We start from the raw sequence: 21,243 nt of genomic DNA, 5'->3' as shown, positions 1-21,243 counted from the left end.
GTCTTTGCGCGGCTGATGGATCCCGGATTTCGCCGCGCTGCATCCGGGCTACGGGAGATCAGGCTGAGAAATCAGGCCGCCGGTGCGGACTGCTGCATACGGTGGAAGCGGAGCACCTGCTGCGCGGTCGAGGGCCGCAGCCGCTCGTAGGTGTCCTTGCAGGCCTGCAGGTCGGTCGGTTCGCCGCCCGAGATGTCGTCGCGCAGATTGATGATCGCCCGCACCGTCGACCACGACAGGCCCGATACCTTGGCGAGGATCATGACGCCTTCGGCGCGGGTTTCGATCATCATGTTCTCGGCGACGCCGACCGTGACATTGGCGAGCGCGGCGAGCGAGGCATTGGTCTCGTCGAACTTGCCGGCCTCGGCAAACGCCGCGAGCTGGAATTCGTCGAGCCGGCCGTCCTCGTAGAGAGACTTGACCAGGGCACGGGCGATGGTGGTGTCGCGGGTCACGGCCGCGGGGGCCGAGCGCGCGCGTCGCGTCGCTTCCTTCACCGCAATCGGGATCTCCTTGGCATGCTGCGGGTTGGCGGCCTCGAGCCGCTGCCGCACGGCGTCGGATGCCTTCGCGACCAGCTTGAGATAAAGGTGCCGCGGAATGCTCGGATGCAGGCCGACGCAGGTCGACAGGTTGTCGTCGCCCTCGGCACGGCTGACCAGGCGGGTGAAGCCGCGTTCGGTGAATTCCGCGCCGGGATTGTTCACGGTGCTCTGGATCACCTCGTCATTGCCACGCAGCACCAGCACGTCGGTGACGGCGCCGCTCAGTGCTTTCCTGGTCGAGATGGCCAGGAGATGCGCCTGGCTCTTGCTGCGCGCCGTCTCGATCAGGGTGTCGTCGTCGACCCGCGCCGACTGCGCCAGCACCGGGCCCGCGACCTCGATCAGGTCGTCGAAGGCGAGTGTGCGGATCGTCTGCGGCGGCGCGGTGTCGATAGGGGCGAGCCGATTGGCGAGCAGGGCCTTGGCCGAGCTTTCGATGTGCTCGAGTAGGCACTGGAAAACGTCGTCGAACAGGCCGATCTGCTCGTGCGAATAGTCCACCGAGCCGCTGATGAAGAGGTCGGTCACGCGACGCAACGTCTCGACACGGCGTGCGACGGGGCCGTGGGCGAGCGTCGCCTGCAGCTCGTCGAGCAGGCTTGCGGGGGCGGTCGCGGACTTCGAACTCATGACTCTATCCTGGAGCGATGGCGACGGTTTCTCCGGCGCCGCTTGCAGAACGGGGGCGATCAGGCACCTACAATGCGGTTGCGTCCCCGGGCCTTGGCCGTGTAGAGCGCGCCGTCGGCGCGCGCGAGCAACGTGTCGGCGCTTTCACGCGGCCGTAGCGTCGTGACGCCCGCGGAGATCGTCACCTGCATGCCCGGCGAGAACGCGCTCCAGTCGAGATCGGCGATGATCGCGCGCAGACGCTGGAGCGCGCGCATGGCCTGGTCTTGCGACAGGTCAGGCAGTACCAGCAGGAATTCCTCGCCGCCGTAACGGCCGAAGCGGTCGATGCTGCGGAGATTGGCGAACATGCTGATCGCGAAAGTGCGCAGCGCCTCGTCGCCCATCGGATGTCCGTAGACGTCGTTGACCCGCTTGAAATGGTCGAGATCGATCAGCGCGACCGCGCACGAGCTGCCGTTGCGGGTGCAGCGCGCGATCTCCTCATCGAGCATGCGCATGATGCAGCGGCGATTGAACGCGCCGGTCAGCTCGTCGATCTCGGCGAGCTCCTCGATACGACGATAGGCCTCCTTGAGCTTCAAGCTGCTCTGATACAGCGATTGCTGCATCGAGCTCGAGAAGATGCCGAGGCACATGCAGCGTCCGATGGTCAGCGCGAACACCAGCATGGTGGCAAGGCGCTCCATCGTGGTGCCGGTCGGCATGCCGATCGGCTTGTCGGTTCCCAGGAGCAGCGCCGCCAGGCCCAACACCATGACGGTCCAGACGATGGCGGTCTGCCGCGCCGAGATGCGCAGCGCGCCAAAGCCGAACACGACGAACAGGTTGCAGAGAAAGAGCACGCCGACTTCCGGCGCGATGTAGGTGAACGCGAGCAGGTTCGCCATGTTGATGGCCGATTGCGGCGTGACCAGATAGTGGTCGCGGAAGCGCTCGTGGAAGCCGCGCTCCGAGAGCAGCACGTAAATTGCCACCAAAGCGAGGCCGGCCAGAGCATAGCTGGCCGCGACTTCGACCGTGGTGGTGCCGGCATGGGCGTAGATCAGCAGGACAACGGCATCCAGCAAATAGCAGCCGGCGATCATCGCCTGGATCTGGCGGCGCTGCCTGGCCCGAAGCGCCAGACGTTCAGCCGTCAGCTTCGGACGGTCGCCGTCCAGTGCGCCCGCGATCGGGCCGAGAAATGACGACGCAGCGCCGGCCATGGTCTCGCCATTGGTGAAATCCGGCAAAAATCTACGTGGGAAAGCCTTTAGGTTTGGTATCTTTTGGAGCCGAATCCGCTCCATTGGAATCCGGTCCTCGCCCTTGTTTCGTAAGGGAAATCCGTGTCGCCAACGGTGCCGCGAGAGGCCGCGCGGGCACGCTCGCGTTGGGGGTGCTGACTGCAAGTGGCGCTGGCTTGCCGGTGAAGCCTTGGTAAGGTCGTGCCGGAGAGTGCGGTGTCAGAGAGAGCATTCGTTATTATGATACCGTTTTGGAGCCCCGATCGCTTCCAGCAATTTTTCTGCAGTCGGGAGTTGGTCAGTGGTGTAGATCACACATGCGGTTAGAGCATTGCCGTAATGTGAAGAATCTTGGCTTCCGCGTCGAACCGCGCGCCATCCCCTTTAGACCAATCTTGCGAGACGGCCATTGAGCGCGACACAGGCGGCTTCAGACGAGATTCTGATCGCCCGGATCGGCCAAGGCGACCGGCTTGCCATGCAGGTGCTGTACGGACGGCACCATGTCAGGGTGTATCGTTTCGGGCTTCGGCTCGTGCGGGACGAACAGGTGGCGGAAGACCTCATCAGTGAGGTGTTCCTGGACGTGTGGCGTCAGGCGGGCAAGTTCGAGGGTCGATCCGCCGTTTCAACCTGGCTCCTGGCGATTACCCGGTTCAAGGCGTTGTCCGCGCTGCGGCGCAGGAAAGACGCGGAACTGGACGATGAGGCCGCGAACGCGATCGAGGATACGTCCGACGATCCGGAAACGGTGGTGCAGAAGAAGGATACCGGTGAAGCGCTGCGCAAGTGCCTGACGGCATTGTCGGCGGAACATCGGGAGATCGTCGATCTTGTCTACTATCACGAGAAATCCGTGGAAGACGTCGCTGAAATCGTTGGCATTCCGCAGAACACCGTGAAGACGCGTCTGTTCTACGCGCGCAAGAAACTCGCCGAGTTGCTGAAGGCAGCCGGCGTCGAGCGAGGTTGGCCATGACGGCAGCGAACAGGAAGGTGCTGGATCAGGAGCCGGGCGATATCGAGCTGCTGCTGCCCTGGCACGCGGCCGGCACGCTGAACGCGCGTGACGCGCGCCGTGTCGAGGACGCGCTCGCCCGCGATCCCGAGCTAGCGAGGCAATATGCCGTGACCCGCGATGAATATGCCGAGACCATTCGTCTGAACGAGAGCCTCGGTGCGCCCTCGACGCGCGCCATGCAGAAGCTGTTTACGGCGATCGATGCCGAGCCGGAGCGCAAGCCGTCGATGGTGGCGCGCATGTCGGCCGGCATCTCGGAGTTCTTCGCGAAGCTGTCGCCGCGGACGCTGGCCTGGTCGTCCGCGCTCGGTGCGATCCTGGTGCTGTTGCAGGCCGGCGTGATCGGCACGGTGCTGATGCGGAGCCAGCCGACGTCGTTTCAGACCGCGTCACTGGACGAGGCCGACCGCGGCGTACCGGTCACCCGCGACCTCTCTAGCCCGGCGCCAACGCCACCGCAGACGGCCGAGCGCAGCGCGCCGTTGACCCGCGACCTCTCGGCTGCCCCGGCGGCCGCGGCGTCACGCGTGCTGGTGCGTTTCACGCCGGATGCCAGGGTCGCCGACATCAGCGCGTTGCTGGACAGCTATCAGGCGTCGATCGTCGATGGCGCCAAGGGTGGGCTGTTCCGCCTGCAGTTCGGTAACCGCGCGATGTCCAGGGGCGACGTCGCAGCGCTGGTCGCCAGGCTGCAGAAGGAGAAGATCGTCAGCTTCGCGGCCGAAGCGTCGTAGGCTGTCGGTTTTGCGTTGAGCCGCACGTCAATACCAACAGCCGCGGGCAGGGCGGATGTCTGCGATGCCGGACAAACCGTCGCAGCAGCCGAAGGCCTTGCAGCATTCAATAACACTTCCGTGAGCCCGCGCGCAGGACGACGCAGCGCCATCGACGGCATGGGACAAATCCGCTGCAAATGACGCAAATCGCGCTGCTCCGCAGCGATTTTTCGGCGCTGAACGCGCTGGCTCACGCAGCGGAACTCGGGACGAGAAAGTTAAAAAAATCGTCGAGGGTTTGAACGTCGGCGTTCCTGTCACGACTTATGTGTGTGGGAGCGGTTATCCCTCCCCGGCTATATCAGGCGCGAGCGCCCATCCACCCCAAGCGCCCATATGGCTTTGACCCGTCCGGTTGTCCCCCCGGACGGGTCTTTCATTTTGGGCATGCCCTGTACGGTGTTGACCCGATGCAGCTGGTGATCCCGGCATCGTTGTCATGCAAGCCCATGACCTGACTGCGGATCGAGCGAGAAACTCCTTAGGAGTTTAGTGGTGCAGACTTTCTTCGTCGACCTGAGGCGATTAGGAATTTAGTTAGACTTTATTTACCTTTTCCACAGAATATCTCCGTTACGTCCAGTTGATTCGGTTCGGTTGCGTCTGCGTCCGCCTTCTCTCCTTCCGGGCAAGTTGAATGACACATCGGACCGACGTGGCCAGGGGTCACGAGATTGTTGCGCGCTGGTGCAACCTTGCCGAGCAAAGGCTGGAACACCTCACCGAACTGTTCGAGACCGGGCGCTGGCGCCGCTATCACACCGAAGACGCCTTTCTCGAAAATATCAGGGAAGCCAGGGCGGCGGTCGACATCTGGCGCGAGCTTCTGTCGCGCGAGGCCTCGCTCGACAACTCGCCGATCGACCTGTCGTGGCTGGGGCGCGGACGCGCGAAATTGCCGCCGCGGGTCACCTTGTCCGCGCCGGACCGCGAGCCGGAGGTCCTGACCTTCGCGGAATCCACCATGACGGCCATGACAGCCGCGCTCGATACGGCGGCCGAGGTGCTGGAGGAAGCACCCGCCGTGAAGGATGCGCCGCCGCTCGAGATTCCGGCGCCGGTGTTCGATCTCAACGCGATCCAGGCGCGCTATCCGTTGCTACGCAACTCGTTCTAGCGCGTATCGCGCCTCAGCGCCGTACGGCGTTGGAGCCAACCATCAGCTGCGCATATTGCTGGGCGCCGCCGGCCGAGAGGTCGGTGGTCACGGCGCGGGCGTGATCGAGCCCGACCACCGCGCCGCGCGGCGTTTCCGAGATCATGTTGTTGTTGATCAGCGCCGTGCCCGCGCCCGGCACCACGGAGACGCCAACGCCGATAAAGGCGTTCCGGATCACGTTTCCGGTGATCGCGACGTCTCGTAGATACTTGCCCCAGCCGCGGACATTGCTGACGCTGTTATCAGTGATGTGGATGTTGGAGGCCGAATTGCCGCGCACTGCCGAGTAGTCGCAGTTACGGATGCGGTTGCCGCGCACGATCACGTTGCCGGCGCGGAAGGCGTTGATGGCGTTGCCATACTGCCCTGAGCCGCCCGGGCCGGCCTTGATGTCCTCGATGCGATTGTCGGCGACGATGGTGCCGTCGTCGCCGATCGCAGTGCGCAGGATCTCGATGCCGTTGTCGCTGGTGCCCTTGATGGTGTTGCGCGCGACGATCAGGCCCAGCGCGTCGAACGAGACCAGCGCTGTGGTCGCGATGTCGGTGAAGATGTTGTTGCTGACGTCGCCCGACACCTGCTCGAACCAGATGCCGTTGCCGCCGCTGCCTTTGAATTCGCAATCCCTGATGCGGATGTCGCGGCCGGCCAGGCAATGCACGAGGCCGCGCCGGGTCGGCAGCGGGATGTTGCCGCCGTCCAGGGTCAGGCCGGTGAGGCCGGCGCCGTCGGCGCCTTCACCCGAGAGCATCGACGCGCCGCCGGTGAAGGCCAGCCGGCTCGCGCCGCGCACGCCGATCAACTGGCTGCCGGGCGCAAGCCGCAGCAGGCCGGTGCGGTAGACGCCGGGCGGGAACACCAGCGGCACCTGGGCACGTGCGGCCTCGCCGATGGCGCGCTGCAGATTTCGGCTTTGATCGTCGGGACTGCCGGGGCGAACGCCATATTGCGTGACATCGCGGCCGAGCGACCCGGCCGCTGGCGCCGCGCGCGCGGCGTCCGGCGACATCGCAAGCGCGCCGGCGACGCCGACGGCGGATGCTCCAATGAGATGACGGCGGTTGACGTCCATGCTGCATGGCCCTCGCAGACGCGAGCGATGACGTTCGCCCTTGCTACGTAGCGCGAAACGCGGCGCTCCATGGTGAATGGGCCGGCGGAACAGGGCAATTGTTAGCGGTAGGGTTAACCCCCGGTGCAGCGATCATGCATGCCGGTGAGCGTAGCCTGCCGGGTCAGTTTCACCAGCTCCATCAGCATCGCCTCGCCGGCATCGACAAGTTGTTCGAGCGCAATCGACGACATGCCACGCGCCGCCGTTCCGTCATGGGCGAGCGGCGGAACGTGGACAAATTGCGCAAGGTGAAGGCCACCGTTGCGGCCCACGGCCTCGATCGCGCGCCAGCTCAGATAGTTGCAGAGATAGCTGCCGGCATCGCGCGACAGGCGCGCGTCGATGCCGGTTGCAAGCGCGGCGCGCAGCAGCTTCTCCGAATGCGGCCCGAACATTCGGGCATCGGCGCCGTCGGCGATCGATCCCTTGCGCGCGTGCTGGCGGCCGGCATCGGGAAAGCGCGTGGTCACCGCGTTGCGGGCGCGGGTTTCGATCCGCAAATAGCCGGTGCGGCCGGCCAGCCCAAACATCAACAGCGCCTGCGGGCGATGCGTTGCGAGCAGCTCCGGCAATTCGCGATCGACGGCAGCATAGGTGACATCGAAGATATGGCTCGTCAGCGCGGCGTCGTCGAAGGCCGGGCGGCGCAGCTCGGTCAGCCGCTTCACCAGCGCCATGGTCGGGTTGAACGGCGCGCCCGGGAACGGCCCGAAGCCGGTGACGAGGAGGCGCAGCTTGCCGCTCACCTCAGCATCTCTGCGATCTGTTCGGCGGCGAGCGCGGGAGCGATGCGGCCGTCGGCGACGTCGCTCTCCATCTTCTTCACCTTCGCCCGGATCGCGGCATCGGCGCGCAGTCGCGCCATCATCCGCCCCTCGAACATCGACCACATCCACTTCACCTGCTGCTCGCGGCGGCGGCTGGCGAACTCGCCGGAGGCGGCCATCGCGGCGCGGTGCTCGAGGATCTTCTTCCACAATTTGTCGAGGCCGGTACCCGACAGCGCCGAATAGGTTTCGACCGGCGGATGCCAATGCTCGGAGCGGGGCGAGAGGATGTGCAGCGCGCTGCGATATTCGGCCGCAGCGAGGTTGGCGCGCTTGATATTGTCGCCGTCGGCCTTGTTGATCGCGATCATGTCGGCGAGCTCGACGAGGCCTTTCTTGATGCCCTGCAACTCGTCGCCGGCGCCTGGCAGCATCAGCGCCAGGAAGAAATCGGTCATATCGCAGACCGCGGTCTCGGACTGGCCGATGCCGACGGTTTCGACCAGCACCACGTCGAAGCCGGCCGCCTCGCACAACAGCATCGCCTCGCGGGTTTTCGCCGCGACGCCGCCGAGCGTACCCGAGGAAGGCGAGGGCCGGATAAAGGCCTGATCGGAGGCCGCAAGCCGCGCCATCCGCGTCTTGTCGCCGAGGATCGAGCCGCCGGTGCGCGCGGAGGAAGGATCGACCGCCAGCACCGCGACCTTGTGACCGTGCTCGATCAGAAACATGCCGAGAGCATCGATGGTGGTCGACTTGCCGACGCCGGGCGAGCCGGTGATGCCGACCCGCACCGCCTTGCCGGTGTCGGGCAGCAGCGCCTGCACCAGGTCGCGTGCCGCCGCCTGATGGTCGCTGCGGCGGCTCTCCACCAGCGTGATCGCCCGGGCGAGCGCCGCACGCTGGCCGGCGCGGAGCTGCTGGGCGAGGGCATGGATGTCGGGAGAGGCAGTCTTCGGCGACGTCATGGGGCATGGTTTACAACGGCTGACCGTTGCAGGCGAGGGCAGATTCCCCGTTATCCATGGCGGTTGCGGGATCGGACCGGTATCAGGGTTTCGCTCATTCGGCGATTTACGTTCCGCATAGTTTCCGGTCGTCAAGCAACCTGCGCATCGGGCCATCCTTGATGGCGTCGCAGGCCGGACGTGCGGTCTGCAATGCCTCTTCATGACGGTCCTTGTTGATTGCAAGGGCGAGCACGACCCGAAGGTTGTTGCCGAACTGCGGAACGAGCAACTGACGCCAGCTATCCTCGTCAGCCAGACCAGCGCGAGCTTCACGTTCGGCGCCGATCGGGTCGTTGGCGTCCAGCAGTTCGGCAGCTCTGATGAAGCGTGGTCGGGGGTCGTGCGGGTACTTTGCGATCAGTTCCGTGGCGCGGGTGCGCATGTCCGCACTGGTCTTGGGAAGCTCGTTCGCGGGAATGAGTTGGCTCGCAAACGACATGCCGCTGTAGGCGTGGGACACGGACATTGCAGGATAGATCAACGCTGCGACGCTTGCGAGGGCAATCGCTGCAGCGGCGCGCCGGAATCTCGGCAATGCTTCGCTGCGTGACCAGATGCCGAGTATGAGAAGGCCAATAGCGACGCCACCCAAAGCTCCTCCAAAATGGGAGGCATAGTCGACCTTGTGTCCCTTCAAGGCGCCCGCCAGCGGCAACAACGATGGGATCAGGACGTAGATCGCGCTCATCTGCAGTCTGGTCCGGATGGCTCCGGGAGGAAAATGGGCGCTGATGACAAGCATTGCCGCGAACAGGCCCATGATTGCGCCGGATGCACCAACCACAAGGGTCGTAGCAGAATTGAGCGTCACTGAGAGCACGGAACCATAGAGCGCTGCCATGGCGTAAATGGTTCCGAACCAGGCACGGCCGACCAGCGGCTCAAGCACGCGGCCGGCGAGCCACAATGCGATCGCGTTCATGATCAGGTGGCCGATATCGGCATGCAGGAACGGAGCAGATAGCAGGCGGTACCACTCACCGGATTGCAGGACGAAAGACTTCATGATGGCGCCGAATGCGACCAACGTAACATTGGTTGGCTGCAGCAGCTTGGTCCATGGGCCGATCCCGAAGATGATCTCTGCCGCGAACACGGCTGCCAGCACCAGCAGGATAGATGCGGTGACGAACGGGAATGAGGAGGGTGACGTGGCGACAACCGGTGGCGTTAGATCCAGATTGGCTTCGCGCGGCACCGTGAGAAGCTTCTCGACGAAGCCGTGATAGGGCCCCTTCAAGAACCCGCGCGTTTGACTGCTCCAGACCGAGCGGGAATTTGTGTCGACGATCATGCCAAATGGAATGACCCTGGCGCGGAGGGACGATCGTCTGAATGCCTGTAGTCGGGCTTGTTGATCCAGCGTACCCGGACCGATCTCAAGGACTCCAATGCCGACCGGCATCGTCCTTCCGTTGACCCGTCCGGAATATTTTAGGCAGGCCTCGCCGATCTCTTCCAGCTCTTCCGCTGGGATGCTGAAGGTCGCATCGGGCCGTGCTTCGCGATCGACCATCCCTAGTACCCGGAATCAGAGCTGGGTGATACGGCGGCCTTTGAATCGGCGTTGACGGACCTTTTTCTTGGTCCAGACGAAGGGCTCGGCTCTGCCGTTGTATGCGGTGACGTAGGCATCGATGTGATCCTGAAGCTGCTTGAGGCTTGTGAAGGAGGTGCCGCTGAGCGACTGCCCCTGCAGGATCGAAAACCACACCTCGACCTGATTGAGCCAGGACGCACTCGTCGGCGTGAAATGGAATTGCACATTGGGATGGGCCTTGAGCCAGTCCTCGTTCTTCTTGTGGATGTTGAGATTGTCGAGGATGACGTGAAGCTTCCGGCCCGGAAAGGCCGCGGTGACGCTGGTCATGAAGCCGAGAAACTCGACGCGGCGCCGCCGTTTTGAATGCGTCGCGATGATCTTCCCGGTGGCGACTTCGAGTGCCGCAAACAATGTTGTGGTGCCATGCCGCTTGTAGTCGTGGCTCTGGCCGGTCAAGGCGCGGCCATTGGGCAGTTTCAGATAACCCTGCGCTCGCTCCAAAGCCTGGATCGAGGGCTTCTCGTCCACGCACAGCACAATGGCCTTCGCGGGCGGGGCGACATAGAGGCCGACAACATCGGCGGCTTTGGCCGTGAAGTTCGGGTCGTTGCTCTCGCACCAGGACTTGCGAGCCGCGAGGTCGATCTTGTGGCTGCGCAGAAACCGCCAGACATATTGGACGTCAACATCGCCCAGCGCCTCGGCCAGCAGGGGCCCGGTCCAGCGTGCGAACCCTTGCGGGGGCGGCTGGTCCAGCAGCTTCAGAATCCGCTTGTCCGTGGCCTTCGTATAGATCGGCTGCTTGCCCGGGCGCGGCTTGTCTTGCAGCCCTTCAAGGCCTTGGTCGGCATAACGATGCCGCCAAAGGCTGACAATCCGCGGCTGGACCCCAACTTCCTTGGCGATCGATCGGGTGCTGCGCCCGTCCGCCGCCAACAGAACTATCCGCGCCCGCTTCAAATCGCGCAGCAACGTCATCGGTGAGCGACAGCACGCCTCAAGCACCTTGCGATCTTTCCTCGAAAGGTGGACTTCTCTTGCTTCGGGTATCATCCATATCTTGAATCACGACTCACGATCCAAGAAAAGTGGGTACTAGCGCACTGAACGTATAACCGTCGGAGCGCGTGAGAACGATCGCGCAGACGTCGTACAGTCGCTTAATCTCGGGAATCCGGGCGACCTCGAAACCTTTCTTTGCAATGAACTGCTTCGCGAGGTAGGTGCAAAAGGTCTCGGAGGACACGTTTGCATCGCCGGAATCGAAAGGTGACTCAATGTAAGTCATGTATGAACTCTCGAAATGAACCTACGGACGCGACCCTACGCAGTGCCTCCTAAATTTACAACCAAAACGTGTTCAATTTCGAAATTTGAGCCAGGCGTCAGTGCTAGCCCGGATCGTCCTCATCGCCCTTCGGCCGGGCGCCGCCGAAGATCCTGACGCCTTCTGCGGTGAGATAAGGCTTCAGCGTCTCCCAGGGCACGACGACGACATATTGGCCTTCGGCATAGGGGCCGACGGCATAGGGCGGATAATGGAAGGTGAGGCCTGAACTCTTGCCGGCTTCCGTCGACGGCGCCAGCGTCACGGCGCCGATTTTCAGCAGCGTCGGCTTGAGCTCCTTGTACCACTCGGCCGTTGCCGTCTCGCTTGCGCCGCGCTTCTTCTTCTCCGCGTTCAGCGCGCTGACGATGGCCTTCCGCATCGCCTTCAGGGTCGGACCATTGTCGGCGGTCTCAGTGAAGAAGGGGCGGATGCTGATGCGCTTCTTCTCGGCCGAGTCCCACAGGATGGTGTCGACATCGGAGTTCGGATGCGCGCCGTGAGTGTCCATATAGTCGTCGCGCAGGACGCTCACATAGCGGTTGTCGACCACGGAGCGCACGGAATATTTGCGCCCGAACGACCAGCCGCCGCGGTCCTTGAAGAACTCCGGCTCCTCCTTGCGGGCGGAAGCCGCCTCCGCCGCATTTTTGTCGATCCACTTCCGGCCTTCGGCCAGGCAATCGGCGGCCAGGGCCGCATCCGCCTTGATCTTGTCGTCGAGATAGACATTGGCCTCAACGCTGTTGTTCTTGACCGATGCATCGGGCTTGGGATCGTCGGCACGCGCGGGAAGGCTGAGGCAGGCAAGCACGCCGGCAAGACATAGGATGCGGGCAGGCGTCGTGATGCGAGCGGCGCGCATGGAAAACTCCGTTCGGGACGGAGGCGGCAGAGCTACTCTGCCGCCTCGCTGTGGCCGAGCCGCGCGTTGAGCTTGTGGATCAGCTCCTCGGCGGCATCCGAGATCACCGTGCCCGGCGGGAAGATCGCCTCGGCGCCAGCCTTGTACAGCGCATCGTAATCCTGCGGCGGCACCACCCCGCCGACGATGATCATGATGTCCTCGCGGCCATGCTTCTTCAGCGCGGCCTTCAGCTCCGGCACCGCGGTGAGGTGCGCGGCCGCCAGCGACGAGACGCCGAGAATGTGCACGTCGTTCTCGACCGCCTGGCGGGCGGCTTCGTCCGCGGTCGCAAACAGCGGCCCGATATCGACATCGAAGCCGACATCGGCGAAAGCGGATGCGATCACCTTCTGGCCGCGGTCGTGACCGTCCTGGCCGATCTTTGCCACCAGGATGCGAGGACGGCGGCCTTCGGCCTCCTCGAACGCATCGATCAGGGCCTGCACCTTCCCGACCCGGTTGGACATGGTCGCTGCCTCTCGCTTGTAGACGCCGGTGATCGACTTGATCTCGGCGCGGTGCCGGCCGAACACCTTCTCCATCGCATCCGAAATCTCGCCGACGGTCGCCTTCGCTCGCGCCGCGTCGATCGCCAGCGCCAGCAGGTTGCCGTTGCCTTCGCCGGCCGCGCGGGTGAGCGCCGAAAGCGCTGCGTCGACGTCCTTCTGGTTGCGCTCCTTCTTCAGCCGCGCGAGCTTGTCGATCTGCAGCTGCCGCACGGTGGAATTCTCCACCTTCAGCACGTCGATGGGCTTCTCGTTCTCCGGCTTGTACTTGTTGACGCCGATCACGGCCTGGCGGCCGGCGTCGATGCGCGCCTGCGTCTTGGCGGAGGCCTCCTCGATACGGAGCTTCGGCACGCCGGCCTCGATCGCCTTCGCCATGCCGCCCAGCGCCTCGACCTCCTGGATATGGCCCCAGGCTTTCGCCGCGAGATCGCGGGTCAGCCGCTCGACATAATAGGAGCCGCCCCAGGGATCGATGATGCGGTTGGTGCCGCTCTCCTGCTGCAGGAACAATTGCGTGTTGCGGGCGATGCGCGCCGAGAAGTCGGTCGGCAGCGCCAGCGCTTCGTCGAGCGCGTTGGTGTGCAGCGACTGGGTATGGCCTTGCGTCGCGGCCATCGCCTCGATCGTGGTGCGCATCACGTTGTTGAACACGTCCTGCGCGGTCAGCGACCAGCCGGAGGTCTGGCAATGCGTGCGCAGCGACAGCGAGCGCGGATCCTTCGGGTTGAACGGCTTGAGCAGCTTGGCCCACAACAGCCGCGCGGCGCGCATCTTGGCGACTTCCATGAAGAAGTTCATGCCGATCGCCCAGAAGAACGACAGCCGCGGCGCGAAGCGGTCGACGTCGAGCCCGGCCGCGAGACCCGCGCGCAGATATTCGACGCCGTCGGCCAGCGTATAGGCGAGCTCGAGGTCCTGCGTCGCGCCGGCTTCCTGCATGTGGTAGCCGGAGATCGAGATCGAGTTGAACTTCGGCATCCGCTGCGAGGTGTAGGCAAAGATGTCGGAGATGATCCGCATCGAGGGCACCGGCGGATAGATATAGGTGTTGCGCACCATGAACTCTTTCAGAATATCGTTCTGAATGGTGCCCGACAGCTTCTCCGGTGGCACGCCCTGTTCCTCGGCGGCGATCACGAACAGCGCGAGGATCGGCAGCACCGCGCCGTTCATGGTCATCGACACGCTCATCTGGTCGAGCGGAATGCCGGCGAACAGCGTGCGCATGTCGTAGATGGAATCGATCGCGACACCAGCCATGCCGACGTCGCCGGAGACGCGGGGATGATCGCTGTCATAGCCGCGGTGGGTGGCGAGGTCGAACGCCACCGACAGGCCCTTCTGTCCTGCCGCGAGGTTGCGGCGATAGAAGGCGTTGGAATCCTCCGCCGTGGAGAAACCGGCATATTGGCGGATCGTCCAGGGCTGGTTGACATACATGGTCGGGTAGGGACCGCGCAGATAAGGCGCGATCCCCGGCCAGGTCTCGAGGAAGTCGATGCCTTCGAGGTCGGCCTCGCTGTAGACGGATTTGACCGGGATGCCCTCGGGCGTCAGCCACGGCTCGGCGTTCGTGGCGGGCGCTCCACCGCCGACCTTCTCAAAAGCGATATCGGCGAAATTTGGTATGCGGCTCATGTTGTCCATCATATCACTCGGATCGTCTTGCGACGCCCCTCAATCATGGTCCGGATGCTGGTGGCTGACGATGGTCGCCATCTTCTCCGGGCCGTAATTCTGCATCGTGGTCTGGCTCGGCAGATTGGCAATACCAACCACCCAGCCGAGCCGGGACTCGCTTCCAAATTGCTGCGTCGGCACCACCCGGTCCGGCCGGTCGAAGGCGCCGGTCATGATCTCGATCCGCGGTCCGTCGATACGGCGGAAGCTCAAGGGTGTGCCGCAAGCCGCGCAGAAGTCGCGCTCGGCGATCGACGAGGACCTGAACGCGGCGGGCTTGCCGCGGGTCCAGGTGAAATCGTTGCGATCAACCTCGGCGAAGGAGGCGAACGGCGCGCCGGAGGCCTTCTGGCACATCCGGCAGTGGCAGATGCTGATCCGGGTTGGTGCTGTCGATACCGCAAAGCGGACGGCGCCGCATTGGCAGCCGCCGGTCAGAACGGGTTTTGATGGTGCTTCAGCCGTCATGCTTGCTCCAGCCGCCGATAGGCGTCGCGCAATGTCGCCAGCGCGTCGCCGCCGGCGAAGACGAACTCACCAATGCCGGCCGTCCGCAATGCCGCTTCCTGGTCGCCGGGCCGTCCCGCTAGATAGATATGCTTCGCTCCGGCTCCGTGAAGGGCCCTGGCGGCATCAGCCGCACGGTCGGCATAAACCTTGTCCGAGGAGCAGATGCAGGCCATTGCCGCGCCGGAGGCCTTGAAGGCCGTGGCCAGCGCCGCCGCGTCGGCAAAGCCCTCGCTGTCGATCGCCTCGATGCCGCCGGTCTCGAAGAAGCTCTTGGCAAAGGTGGCGCGTGCGGTGAAATCCGCCGCTGTGCCGAGATTGGCAAGGAAGATCTTTGGCCGCGCACCCTTCGCGTTCAGCGCCGCATCCGACCTGTCGCGCAGCGCTTCGAACGGTTCGGCAAGGCGCGTCGGCGCCAGTGCGTCGAACTTGATCGTCGCATCGGCCGGGGCGATCGGGACTGAAGGTTTCACGTCCAGCACCGCGATGTCGGCCTCATGCAGGTTCGGGAACTCGCTGGCGCCGGTCAGCACGTCGCGGCGTTTCGCAACGTTGGCTTCGCGTGCCGTGCGGGTCGCGGCGACCTTGTTCTGGATCAGGCCTAGCTGGAGCGCAGCGAAGACGCCGCCGGCCTTCTCGATCTCCTGGAACATCGCCCAGGCCGCTTCGCAAAGCTGCGACGTCAGCGTCTCGATGCCGCCGGAGCCCGCCGCGGGATCGGAGACCTTTGCGAGGTTTGCTTCGTCAAGCAGGACCAGTTGCGTGTTGCGCGCCACGCGCCGGGCGAACTCGTCGGGCAAACCGAGCGCCAGAGTATGCGGCAGCACGGTGATCGCATTCGCGCCGCCGAGGCCGGCCGCAAACGTCGCCATGGTCGCGCGCAGCATGTTCACATTGGCGTCGCGCTGGGTCAGCATGCGCCACGCGGTCTGCGCGTTGACGAAGATCGGCTTCGGCGCAAGCCCGCAGGCCTGCTCGACCCGTGCCCACAGCCGCCGCAGCGCGCGGAATTTCGCCAGCGTCAGGAACTGGTCGGCGTCGGCGCTGAGCCGGAACGAGATTGCGGCGCGCGCCGCATCGAGATCGATGCCAGCCGCTTCCAGCATGCGCAGATAGGCGAGCGCCACCGCAAGCGTGAAAGCGAGCTCCTGCACGTCGGAACCGCCGGCGTCGTGAACCGGACGGCCGTCGGCCAGCACGAACGGTCCCTTGAAGCCGCGCTTGATCAGGCCGTTGACGACCTTGCCGAACGGCTGCTCGTAATCGGCCCAAGCGGCAGCCGCGGCGCCACGCACCGCGACCGTGCTGAGCGCCTGATAGTTGAAGTGAAGGTCGAGCTTGGCCGGATCGATCTTGCGGGCTTCCACGACGTCGGCAAACGTTTCGCCGGCGTTCTCGCGTCCGATCACTGGGTTGAGCGCGATCATGATGCCGGCGTCTAGATGGATGCCGTCGCAAACCTTGGCCAATGTCTGCTTGCTGGCGTCGGCGAGGCCGAAGCCGCGCGCGCCGGGACCACCTGCGAATTCGAATTCGAGGCCGGTCGCCCCGTTCTCGAGATCGTGCAGCGCCTGCACGTTGGCCTGCGCGGCATCGGGATGGTCGATCCGTTGCAGGATCCGCCAGGGGGCCACGGCTGCGCGGCCGGCGATCGGGCCGGTGTTGGTGGCGCGGCGATAGATCGGATCGATCTTCAGTCCGTCATAGGTCTTGCCGACCAGTTTCTCGAACGGCGCACCCTTCAGCACGCCGTCGACCAGCTTGCGCCAGTCCTCATAGGTTGCTGGTTGAAAATCCGCTGCCAGCCGCAAATCGTCAGTCGTGGTCGTCATCCGCCCAATATATCCTTCGCCAGCCCTGCGAGGGCCTCCTGATTTGGCCGGAAATTGCCACGGGTGCGCGGCCAAGCCAAACAGTTGTTTTGGGGATATTGGACCTTAATCGAGGTTCGGCAGACGGAAAATACCGTCGGCGGAAACCTGGGCCAGCGCGTCGGCGACACGGCGGCCGGAGATCAGGCGATCGGGAACGATCTCGGCCAGCGGCACCAGCACGAAAGCGCGCTCGAACAGGCGCGGGTGCGGCAGGGTCAGTTCCGGCTTGTCCAGCTTGACGTCGTCATAGGCGATCAGGTCGAGGTCGAGGGTGCGCGGCCCCCAGCGCCGCTCGTTGGCGCGGTCGCGGCCGAACCTGGTCTCGATCTTGTGCAGCGTGAACAGCAGCGCATGCGGATCGAGGCTGGTCTCGATCTCTATGCAGGCATTGATGAAGCTTTGCTGCTGCTCCTCTCCCCAGGGCGGCGTCGAATAGTCCGACGAGCGCGCCAGCAGGGCGGCCTGCGCCATGCCGCAGATATTGGCGATGGCCTTGCGGAATGTCGTGCGGACGTCGCCGACATTGCCCCCGAGCGCGATCAGGACGCTAGCCATGGGACGGCGGATGCCGTGAGCGCGTCAGCACCACGCCGACATCGTCGAAGATCGCGGCGATCGGGGCGTGCGGCTTGTGGACGGTGACCTTGACGGCCCTGATGCGCGGGAATGCACTGAGGATGTCGTCGGCCACCGCACCGGCGGCGCGCTCCAAGAGCTTGTAGTTCGTGTCCTTGAACGCCGACGTCGCGGTCGCCACCACGTTGGAATAGGAGACGGTGTCGGAAAGGCGGTCGGTGCGCGAGGACTCCGAGAGATCGGTATAGAGCTCGAGATCGATGACGAAACGTTGCCCAACCTCGGTCTCATGTTCCATCACGCCATGACGGGCATGGATGACGATCCCGGTGATGAAGATCGTATCGGTCATTGCTGTCCCTTGATTGCTGCAGCCACCCGCAGCGCCTGAACGGTTTCCGCGACGTCATGCGCGCGGATGATGCGGGCGCCATTCTGCGCGGCGATCAGATGCGCCGCGATCGAGCCGCCGATCCGCTCGCGCGGCTCCGACGGCACAACCGTGCTGATGAAGCGCTTGCGCGACGCGCCGACCAGCACGGGCAGGCGGAACGCGTCGAGCTCGGAAAGCCGCGCCAGCACCGTCATGCTCTGCTCCTGCGTCTTGCCGAAGCCGATGCCGGGATCGAGCACGATCTGGTCGGACGCAATGCCGGCGCCGGCCGCAATGTCGAGCGAGCGGGTGAAGAAGGCCGCAATATCATGCATGATGTCGATCGCCGGATCGGCCTGCTCGCGATTGTGCATGATGATCACGGGCACGCCGCGTGCGGCGACGAGGGGGGCCATGCCGCTATCGCGCTGCAGGCCCCAGACGTCATTGGCGATCGCGGCGCCCTGGTCCAGCGCCCAGGCCACGACCTCCGACTTCATGCTGTCGATCGAGACCGGTACGCCGAGCGCGATGACGTCGGCCAGCACCGGCTTCAGCCGTTTCAACTCGTCGTCCGCCGAGACTGGTTGTTGGGAGCCGTAGGGGCGGGTCGACTCCGCGCCGATGTCGATGATGTCGGCGCCGTCAGCGACCAGCTTGCGGGCCTGCGCCAGCGCCTGCTCGGGCGCGATGAACTGCCCTCCGTCCGAGAATGAATCCGGCGTCACGTTCAATATGCCCATCACGGCCGGATAGGGCTTGGACAGCAACGTCGGCAGCAGCGCGCGTCCGGCCGGGCCGGCTGCGGCTGACGATATGGGCTTGGTCGCCATCATGCGGTCGCTTTGCGCTGACAGCGCCGGCAAGTCAAGGCATGGCGAAGCAAGGCTGGCGCCGGCGGCGACCTGGAGCCTTCAGGCGGGCTAGTAGGTGATCTTGGGAGGCAGCTTGCGCGCCTGTTCGATGAGCAACTCGACCGACTTCTCGGACGGCATGACGCGGACGAGCTTCCGCTTGAGGTTGGCGTCCTTCATGCTCTGAGCCAGCCGCGACGGATTGCGGTGCGCGAGCTCGCGCACCGTGGTGACACCGGCGGCGCGCATCAGGCCGACTTTCGCCCTGCCCATACCCGGAATCCGCATGTAGTCGGAGATGTTGGCCCACTCGAGCAATTGCTGTTCGCTGATCCCGGTCTTGGCCGCGAGCGCCTTGCGTCCCTTGACGGTGCGGGCGGCTTCAAGCAGCGCTTCGGTCGTGCGGATACCCTGTGATTTCAGTTTTGCTGCGCAATAGGGGGACAGGCCGTCGATCTCGGAGAGGGGGTATGTCATGATACTCGTGTGCAGGTAGAAGGGAGCGTATCCGCAAGGCGTGAGACGTGCTTCAGGCAAATTGGCTAAGGCCCGGCGTCCCCGAAATGATCTCGCCCATTTGATCAGCTCCGATTTTGTCGCGACCGAACACGAAAAGTTCACGCGCGATTTTCTGAATCTCGCTCATGCTCAAGCCGAGCGCCATGAGTCGGGTGCCGACGGCCATCAGTCCGCCGCCCATCAACCGCGATAGACCACCGCTGTTGTTGGAGGCGGCGATTGCCGCTTCGGCGCCGGGGATTTGGTCGATGAGAGCCTGGACTTTGTCGGAAGGTCCCTCGTTACGGAGGAAACCCAGAACGATGCCGATGGTTTTTTCAGCGACAGCGCCATCGATGCCGGCCTTCGCGGCCAGCCGTCCAACCAGTTCGTCCATCTTGCCCCGCCTCATCCGGTTCTTGCCGGATATTTATTAACAATTCATCTTGAGCGTCTGTGCCACGAAATACAAGCGATCCGCGCCGTTCAGTTTTCGATCGCATTGCAAGTGTTGCACCGATGCAAGAGTGAGCGCCGGATTCACGCCATCTTGTCGCAATGCGCACTCGTTTTCTTCGCGCGACAGGGAAGAAAGTATGAGGAACCTCGGAGCGACAATGTATGTCAGCGCACACTGACAGTTTCATTCGACCGGCAAGATGCAATATGATTGCTGTGGGTTCGGCAACCGAGGCCGATCTATCTTTGCGAAGAGACCAAGCGATGGCGACTTCCGACAACAAGCTGGCCGATACCGACGAGAAGATTTTTATCGGCAAGGGTGACGAGACAGCGTGGCTGACGCTCGCGCTGGCCAACCGGCACGGCCTCGTGACCGGTGCGACGGGAACCGGCAAGACCGTCTCGCTTCAAGTCATGGCGGAGGGCTTTGCGCGCGCCGGAGTCCCGGTCTTCGCGGCCGATATCAAGGGCGATCTTTCCGGCATCTCCGAAGTCGGCGAGGCCAAGGACTTCATTGTCAAGCGCGCCCAGGAGATGGGGCTGACCTTCCAGCCCGACCAGTTCTCGACCGTGTTCTGGGACGTTTTCGGCGAGCAGGGGCATCCGGTGCGCGCCACCGTCACCGAAATGGGTCCGCTGCTGCTCTCGCGAATGCTCGATCTCAACGACGTGCAGGAAGGCGTGCTCAGCGTTGCCTTCCGTGTCGCCGACGAGAACGGCCTTACGCTGATCGACATGAAGGATCTGCGCGCTCTGCTCGATGCGGTCGCTCCCGACGGGAGCAAGAAGGCCGCCGATGACGAGGAAGATCCGCTGGCGCCGCTCCGTAAGGCTGCGCAAAGCTACGGCAACGTGTCCAAGGCGACGGTCGGCACCATTCAACGTCAGCTTCTGGTGCTCGAGAACCAGGGCGGCACGAAATTCTTCGGCGAACCGGCGCTGACGCTGAAGGACTTCATGCGGACCGATCGCGACGGCCGCGGCATGGTCAACATTCTCGTCGCCGACAAGCTGATGCAGAGTCCGCGGCTTTACGCCACGTTCCTGCTCTGGATGCTCTCGGAATTGTTCGAGGAATTGCCGGAAGCCGGCGACCTGCCGAAGCCGAAGCTGGTGTTCTTCTTCGACGAGGCGCATCTGCTGTTCAACGATGCGCCAAAGGCGCTGATGGACAAGATCGAGCAGGTGGTGCGGCTGATCCGCTCCAAGGGCGTCGGCGTCTATTTCGTCACGCAAAATCCGATCGACGTGCCCGACAAGGTGCTGGCGCAGCTCGGCAACCGCGTGCAGCACGCGCTGCGCGCCTTTACGCCGCGCGACCAGAAGGCCGTTGCTGCGGCCGCGGAAACGTTCCGCCCCAATCCGAAGCTCAACACCGCGCGCGTGATCATGGAGCTCGGCAAGGGCGAGGCGCTGGTGTCGTTCCTCGAGGGCGGCGGCACGCCGTCGATGGTCGAGCGCATCCTGGTCCGGCCGCCATCGGCGCGGATCGGGCCGATCACGCCCGAGGAGCGCAAGGCGATCATGGATGCAAGTCCGGTGAAGGGCAAATACGACACCGCGATCGACGCCGAATCCGCCTACGAGATCATCCAGAAGCGGCTCGCCGCAACGGCGGCGCCGGCGGAAGGCGCGGAGGGCGGCGGCATCCTCGGCCATATCGGTGCGATCGCCGCCGAGATCTTCGGCACCAACGTCAAGCGTGGCCGGCTGTCGACCGGGCAGGTGATCGCGCGCAATGTCACGCGCTCGGTCACGGACAGGGTGGTCGGTGGCGTGGTTGCCGATCTCGGCAAGTCGGTCGGCGGCTCCGTCGGCGGGTCGATCGGCCGCGCGATCGTGCGCGGTGCGCTCGGCGGATTGTTGCGCAGGTAACATC

20 protein-coding genes are annotated in these 21,243 nt (G+C 64.3%); 4 read left to right on the top strand and 16 right to left on the bottom strand.

Annotated features, from left to right (window positions below):
* Positions 1 to 71 precede the first annotated feature (71 nt).
* Complete coding sequence (locus MTX19_RS25510) at positions 72 to 1,178, bottom strand: DUF2336 domain-containing protein (protein WP_280979855.1); 1,107 nt, start codon at positions 1,176 to 1,178, stop codon at positions 72 to 74.
* Positions 1,179 to 1,237: 59 nt separating this feature from the next.
* Positions 1,238 to 2,386 (bottom strand): GGDEF domain-containing protein, encoded by a 1,149-nt coding sequence (locus MTX19_RS25505; RefSeq protein ID WP_280979854.1) that lies wholly within the window; start codon positions 2,384 to 2,386, stop codon positions 1,238 to 1,240.
* A gap of 430 nt (positions 2,387 to 2,816) precedes the next feature.
* Here MTX19_RS25505 and MTX19_RS25500 point away from each other — a divergent pair, with 430 nt between their 5' ends.
* From MTX19_RS25500 to MTX19_RS25490, 3 genes are all read left to right on the top strand, one after another.
* Positions 2,817 to 3,386 carry a sigma-70 family RNA polymerase sigma factor gene (locus MTX19_RS25500; protein ID WP_280976922.1) on the top strand — a complete coding sequence of 190 codons (570 nt, stop codon included), beginning with the start codon at positions 2,817 to 2,819 and terminating at the stop codon, positions 3,384 to 3,386.
* Positions 3,383 to 4,162: a hypothetical protein gene (locus MTX19_RS25495; protein WP_280979853.1), complete on the top strand. Its 780-nt coding sequence runs from the start codon at positions 3,383 to 3,385 to the stop codon at positions 4,160 to 4,162. The genes MTX19_RS25500 and MTX19_RS25495 overlap by 4 nt, the downstream gene beginning before the upstream one ends.
* A gap of 679 nt (positions 4,163 to 4,841) precedes the next feature.
* Entirely contained in the window at positions 4,842 to 5,321 is a 480-nt protein-coding gene (locus tag MTX19_RS25490) for a TIGR03809 family protein (RefSeq protein ID WP_280979852.1), read from the top strand.
* Between the two features lie 13 nt (positions 5,322 to 5,334).
* Here MTX19_RS25490 and MTX19_RS25485 read toward each other — a convergent pair whose 3' ends face one another.
* The 14 genes from MTX19_RS25485 to MTX19_RS25420 form a co-directional block, all read right to left on the bottom strand.
* Positions 5,335 to 6,435: a TIGR03808 family TAT-translocated repetitive protein gene (locus MTX19_RS25485; protein WP_280979851.1), complete on the bottom strand. Its 1,101-nt coding sequence runs from the start codon at positions 6,433 to 6,435 to the stop codon at positions 5,335 to 5,337.
* Between the two features lie 113 nt (positions 6,436 to 6,548).
* The gene (locus MTX19_RS25480) at positions 6,549 to 7,223 is read right to left on the bottom strand and encodes a pyroglutamyl-peptidase I (protein ID WP_280979850.1); all 675 of its coding nucleotides are present in this window, start codon (positions 7,221 to 7,223) and stop codon (positions 6,549 to 6,551) included.
* Positions 7,220 to 8,212, bottom strand: a complete 993-nt coding sequence (gene meaB, locus MTX19_RS25475; RefSeq protein ID WP_280979849.1) for a methylmalonyl Co-A mutase-associated GTPase MeaB — start codon at positions 8,210 to 8,212, stop codon at positions 7,220 to 7,222. Before meaB ends, MTX19_RS25480 begins: the two co-directional genes overlap by 4 nt.
* A gap of 106 nt (positions 8,213 to 8,318) precedes the next feature.
* On the bottom strand, positions 8,319 to 9,770 hold the full coding sequence (locus MTX19_RS25470) for a rhomboid family intramembrane serine protease (RefSeq protein ID WP_280979848.1): 1,452 nt from the start codon (positions 9,768 to 9,770) through the stop codon (positions 8,319 to 8,321).
* A gap of 15 nt (positions 9,771 to 9,785) precedes the next feature.
* Entirely contained in the window at positions 9,786 to 10,850 is a 1,065-nt protein-coding gene (locus MTX19_RS25465) for an IS630 family transposase (protein ID WP_280979847.1), read from the bottom strand.
* Between the two features lie 338 nt (positions 10,851 to 11,188).
* Complete coding sequence (locus MTX19_RS25460; RefSeq protein ID WP_280979846.1) at positions 11,189 to 11,989, bottom strand: RsiV family protein; 801 nt, start codon at positions 11,987 to 11,989, stop codon at positions 11,189 to 11,191.
* Positions 11,990 to 12,021: 32 nt separating this feature from the next.
* Entirely contained in the window at positions 12,022 to 14,178 is a 2,157-nt protein-coding gene (gene scpA / locus MTX19_RS25455) for a methylmalonyl-CoA mutase (protein WP_280979845.1), read from the bottom strand.
* 39 nt (positions 14,179 to 14,217) lie between these two features.
* Entirely contained in the window at positions 14,218 to 14,688 is a 471-nt protein-coding gene (locus MTX19_RS25450; RefSeq protein WP_280979844.1) for a GFA family protein, read from the bottom strand.
* On the bottom strand, positions 14,685 to 16,559 hold the full coding sequence (locus MTX19_RS25445) for a methylmalonyl-CoA mutase family protein (protein ID WP_280985522.1): 1,875 nt from the start codon (positions 16,557 to 16,559) through the stop codon (positions 14,685 to 14,687). The genes MTX19_RS25450 and MTX19_RS25445 overlap by 4 nt, the downstream gene beginning before the upstream one ends.
* A 105-nt stretch (positions 16,560 to 16,664) precedes the next feature.
* Positions 16,665 to 17,156: a 2-amino-4-hydroxy-6-hydroxymethyldihydropteridine diphosphokinase gene (folK, locus tag MTX19_RS25440; protein WP_280979843.1), complete on the bottom strand. Its 492-nt coding sequence runs from the start codon at positions 17,154 to 17,156 to the stop codon at positions 16,665 to 16,667.
* Entirely contained in the window at positions 17,149 to 17,529 is a 381-nt protein-coding gene (gene folB / locus MTX19_RS25435; RefSeq protein WP_280976935.1) for a dihydroneopterin aldolase, read from the bottom strand. The genes folK and folB overlap by 8 nt, the downstream gene beginning before the upstream one ends.
* Positions 17,526 to 18,386, bottom strand: a complete 861-nt coding sequence (gene folP / locus MTX19_RS25430) for a dihydropteroate synthase (protein WP_280979842.1) — start codon at positions 18,384 to 18,386, stop codon at positions 17,526 to 17,528. Before folP ends, folB begins: the two co-directional genes overlap by 4 nt.
* A gap of 87 nt (positions 18,387 to 18,473) precedes the next feature.
* Positions 18,474 to 18,881 (bottom strand): DUF4332 domain-containing protein, encoded by a 408-nt coding sequence (locus MTX19_RS25425; RefSeq protein WP_280979841.1) that lies wholly within the window; start codon positions 18,879 to 18,881, stop codon positions 18,474 to 18,476.
* Between the two features lie 52 nt (positions 18,882 to 18,933).
* The gene (locus tag MTX19_RS25420; RefSeq protein WP_280979840.1) at positions 18,934 to 19,299 is read right to left on the bottom strand and encodes a DUF2267 domain-containing protein; all 366 of its coding nucleotides are present in this window, start codon (positions 19,297 to 19,299) and stop codon (positions 18,934 to 18,936) included.
* A 326-nt stretch (positions 19,300 to 19,625) separates the two neighbouring features.
* Between MTX19_RS25420 and MTX19_RS25415 the strand changes: the two genes are divergently transcribed.
* The gene (locus tag MTX19_RS25415) at positions 19,626 to 21,239 is read left to right on the top strand and encodes a helicase HerA-like domain-containing protein (protein WP_280979839.1); all 1,614 of its coding nucleotides are present in this window, start codon (positions 19,626 to 19,628) and stop codon (positions 21,237 to 21,239) included.
* The last annotated feature ends 4 nt before the right edge of the window (positions 21,240 to 21,243 follow it).

It is taken from the genome of Bradyrhizobium sp. ISRA464, from assembly GCF_029910095.1.
GTDB lineage: Bacteria > Pseudomonadota > Alphaproteobacteria > Rhizobiales > Xanthobacteraceae > Bradyrhizobium.
This window is presented reverse-complemented; position numbering and strand designations above follow the sequence as displayed.

Bases quoted from the DNA above. Each gene is read 5' to 3' on its own strand.
- MTX19_RS25450 (WP_280979844.1), bottom strand. From the start codon at position 14,688: ATGACGGCTGAAGCACCATCAAAACCCGTTCTGACCGGCGGCTGCCAA.
- meaB (WP_280979849.1), bottom strand. From the start codon at position 8,212: ATGACGTCGCCGAAGACTGCCTCTCCCGACATCCATGCCCTCGCCCAG.
- folP (WP_280979842.1), bottom strand. From the start codon at position 18,386: ATGATGGCGACCAAGCCCATATCGTCAGCCGCAGCCGGCCCGGCCGGA.
- MTX19_RS25495 (WP_280979853.1), top strand. From the start codon at position 3,383: ATGACGGCAGCGAACAGGAAGGTGCTGGATCAGGAGCCGGGCGATATC.
- folK (WP_280979843.1), bottom strand. From the start codon at position 17,156: ATGGCTAGCGTCCTGATCGCGCTCGGGGGCAATGTCGGCGACGTCCGC.
- MTX19_RS25505 (WP_280979854.1), bottom strand. From the start codon at position 2,386: ATGGCCGGCGCTGCGTCGTCATTTCTCGGCCCGATCGCGGGCGCACTG.
- MTX19_RS25490 (WP_280979852.1), top strand. From the start codon at position 4,842: ATGACACATCGGACCGACGTGGCCAGGGGTCACGAGATTGTTGCGCGC.
- MTX19_RS25465 (WP_280979847.1), bottom strand. From the start codon at position 10,850: ATGATACCCGAAGCAAGAGAAGTCCACCTTTCGAGGAAAGATCGCAAG.
- MTX19_RS25445 (WP_280985522.1), bottom strand. From the start codon at position 16,559: ATGACGACCACGACTGACGATTTGCGGCTGGCAGCGGATTTTCAACCA.
- folB (WP_280976935.1), bottom strand. From the start codon at position 17,529: ATGACCGATACGATCTTCATCACCGGGATCGTCATCCATGCCCGTCAT.
- MTX19_RS25425 (WP_280979841.1), bottom strand. From the start codon at position 18,881: ATGACATACCCCCTCTCCGAGATCGACGGCCTGTCCCCCTATTGCGCA.
- MTX19_RS25510 (WP_280979855.1), bottom strand. From the start codon at position 1,178: ATGAGTTCGAAGTCCGCGACCGCCCCCGCAAGCCTGCTCGACGAGCTG.
- MTX19_RS25420 (WP_280979840.1), bottom strand. From the start codon at position 19,299: ATGGACGAACTGGTTGGACGGCTGGCCGCGAAGGCCGGCATCGATGGC.
- MTX19_RS25485 (WP_280979851.1), bottom strand. From the start codon at position 6,435: ATGGACGTCAACCGCCGTCATCTCATTGGAGCATCCGCCGTCGGCGTC.
- MTX19_RS25470 (WP_280979848.1), bottom strand. From the start codon at position 9,770: ATGGTCGATCGCGAAGCACGGCCCGATGCGACCTTCAGCATCCCAGCG.
- scpA (WP_280979845.1), bottom strand. From the start codon at position 14,178: ATGAGCCGCATACCAAATTTCGCCGATATCGCTTTTGAGAAGGTCGGC.
- MTX19_RS25460 (WP_280979846.1), bottom strand. From the start codon at position 11,989: ATGCGCGCCGCTCGCATCACGACGCCTGCCCGCATCCTATGTCTTGCC.
- MTX19_RS25415 (WP_280979839.1), top strand. From the start codon at position 19,626: ATGGCGACTTCCGACAACAAGCTGGCCGATACCGACGAGAAGATTTTT.